Source organism: Microcoleus sp. N9_A2, from assembly GCF_036701775.1.
Classification (GTDB): domain Bacteria; phylum Cyanobacteriota; class Cyanobacteriia; order Cyanobacteriales; family Microcoleaceae; genus Microcoleus.
The window spans coordinates 1-1,416 of the sequence record NZ_JAUBRH010000152.1 but is presented as its reverse complement, the minus strand read 5'-3'; the positions used below and the strand labels follow the sequence as shown (position 1 = coordinate 1,416).

Annotated in this window: 4 protein-coding genes; 3 read left to right on the top strand and 1 reads right to left on the bottom strand. The window is 42.5% G+C overall.

The features are described from left to right. Positions 1-61: 61 nt before the first annotated feature. From QUA44_RS30875 to QUA44_RS30485, 3 genes are all read left to right on the top strand, one after another. Positions 62-265, top strand: a complete 204-nt coding sequence (locus tag QUA44_RS30875) for a DUF7689 domain-containing protein (RefSeq protein ID WP_445243738.1) — start codon at positions 62-64, stop codon at positions 263-265. Between the two features lie 281 nt (positions 266-546). After that, positions 547-840, top strand: coding sequence for a DUF433 domain-containing protein (locus QUA44_RS30490; protein WP_333257659.1), 294 nt, complete (start codon positions 547-549; stop codon positions 838-840). Then, entirely contained in the window at positions 837-1,181 is a 345-nt protein-coding gene (locus QUA44_RS30485) for a DUF5615 family PIN-like protein (protein WP_333257657.1), read from the top strand. Before QUA44_RS30490 ends, QUA44_RS30485 begins: the two co-directional genes overlap by 4 nt. On the opposite strand, the gene QUA44_RS30480 is transcribed toward QUA44_RS30485, so the two are convergent. After that, on the bottom strand, positions 1,170-1,340 hold the full coding sequence (locus tag QUA44_RS30480) for a type II toxin-antitoxin system HicB family antitoxin (RefSeq protein ID WP_333257654.1): 171 nt from the start codon (positions 1,338-1,340) through the stop codon (positions 1,170-1,172). The genes QUA44_RS30485 and QUA44_RS30480 overlap by 12 nt on opposite strands. Between the last annotated feature and the right edge of the window lie 76 nt (positions 1,341-1,416).

Sequence of the window (1,416 nt, the reverse complement as noted above, 5' to 3'; positions counted from 1 at the left end):
AAAATCTTCTCTTCATCCCTTGGGTTTGTCTTGGCAATTAGAATAACTCCTTCCCCTACTTATTGAGCCGATACAAAAAATAGCACTATATATTGACTCTAGCGGTATCCCAACTCATGCAGCAAGACAATTACCTAATGGTAAGTGGACAAGTAAACTGGGCTGGTTGGAAGATATTGAGCACGAACTCGATGGATTGGTTGGCGACAGGTACGGAGTTGTCAGTCAAATTCTCAAACGTGCGGTAAATTCTAATAAAGATTGAATAGGCGAAGACTAATCGGCGTTGGATGGATCTGAACGGGCGATTCCTGGATGGATAGCTGCACCGCGCGTACTTTTGGCGATCGCTCTTAATCCTTCTGAATCTTTTACCAGAAAGAATTGGTTTAAAGCCCAAAGCCCGATCGGGAGAAATTAAAAGAAGACTATTCATTACTCCCATCCTCTTCCTTCCAGGTAAAGGTCGCTGTCAACTGTCAACTGTCAACTGAACGAGTGTTAGCCTAAGTTATAATAAAGAGCGCTGTGTCGTGTTAATCTTTTATGACCACACAATCTGTTTCGCGTTATGTCGCACGTCACCCTGAAATCTTGCAAGGCGAACCAATTATCGCAGGAACCAGAACTTCCGTTCGTGCGATCGTGGAATTGTGGCGTTTAGGTATCACTCCTGAAGAAATCCCGACGCACTTGCCTCACCTGAAATTAGCTCAAGTTTTTGACGCACTGAGCTTTTATTTGGATAATCAGGAAGAAATAAATACTTATATTGAGCGCAATCGAATTCCTGAAGAATTGATTCATCCTGCTGTTAAAGCTGCAATGGAAAAACTGTGAAACTGTTTGCAACTATCCACACAGATGAAGATGTTTCTAAGCTTGTAGCCACTTTGTTAAAGGCTAGAGGTTTTGATGTGACGACCACGAGCGAACAGGCAATGCTGAGTCAATCGGATAGTCAACAATTAGCTTATACTGCATCTGTTGAACGATGTTTGCTCACCCATAATCGCGTAGACTTTGAGCGACTGCATCTAGAGTATATGACAGAAGGACGGCAACATTCTGGCATTATTGTAGCTCCTCAAAAGAACGCCTATGAGATTGCCCAACGGGTTGCTATTCTGTTAAATACGCTAACGGCTGATGAAATCGCCAATCAGCTTTTATATGTGTAAAGCGATCTTAGCAACTTCGAGCCAACCGACCATAGCATCTTTTAAATTAATTACCACTTCTTCTATCGTGTCTCCTTCAGTAATGCAGCCTGGAAGTGCGGGAACTTCGGCCCAATAGCCACCTGCTGCTGCTGGATGGATGATTGCTCTAATTTTCATGGCTCTTCCGTACTTATTGTGCTAATTTTTTAGGAAAATGCCAAAAAAGTAATGCCCGTATTTCAAAATTTCTCAA

Coding starts and splice junctions, on each gene's coding strand:
- QUA44_RS30490 (WP_333257659.1), top strand. CDS start 547: ATGACCACACAATCTGTTTCGCGTTATGTCGCACGTCACCCTGAAATC.
- QUA44_RS30480 (WP_333257654.1), bottom strand. CDS start 1,340: ATGAAAATTAGAGCAATCATCCATCCAGCAGCAGCAGGTGGCTATTGG.